The sequence below is a fragment of the Paraburkholderia sp. SIMBA_054 genome (assembly GCF_046534875.1).
GTDB lineage: Bacteria > Pseudomonadota > Gammaproteobacteria > Burkholderiales > Burkholderiaceae > Paraburkholderia > Paraburkholderia hospita.
The window spans coordinates 1-274 of record NZ_JAWRXV010000725.1; the positions used below are offsets into that span (position 1 = coordinate 1).

General features: G+C 58.8%; 1 protein-coding gene. It reads right to left on the reverse strand.

All coding sequences use genetic code 11. From position 1 onward, the window contains the following. Positions 1 to 274 (reverse strand): hypothetical protein (locus tag SB822_RS56995; protein ID WP_410859093.1); only part of this gene is annotated, 274 nt, incomplete at both ends.

Genomic DNA, 274 nt, shown 5'->3' on the forward strand with positions numbered 1-274 from the left:
CGGCTTGTGCAGCAGATGACCTTTCACGCGCGCCAGCATGTCGCCAAGACGCTTGATATCAAGCAGCCCCGTCGCGGCATCCGCGCGCGTCGCCTGCAGCAATATATGGTCGGGCTCGTGGGTCCGCAGCACGTCATAGATCAGGTCAGTGGAAACCGTAACCTGACGGCCTGTTTTCTCCTGTCCCGGATGACGACGCTCGATAAGCCCTGAAACCACGGCGCAATTGCGGAAAGTGCGTTTCAAAAGGTAGCTTTCATCGAGCCAGGCTTCG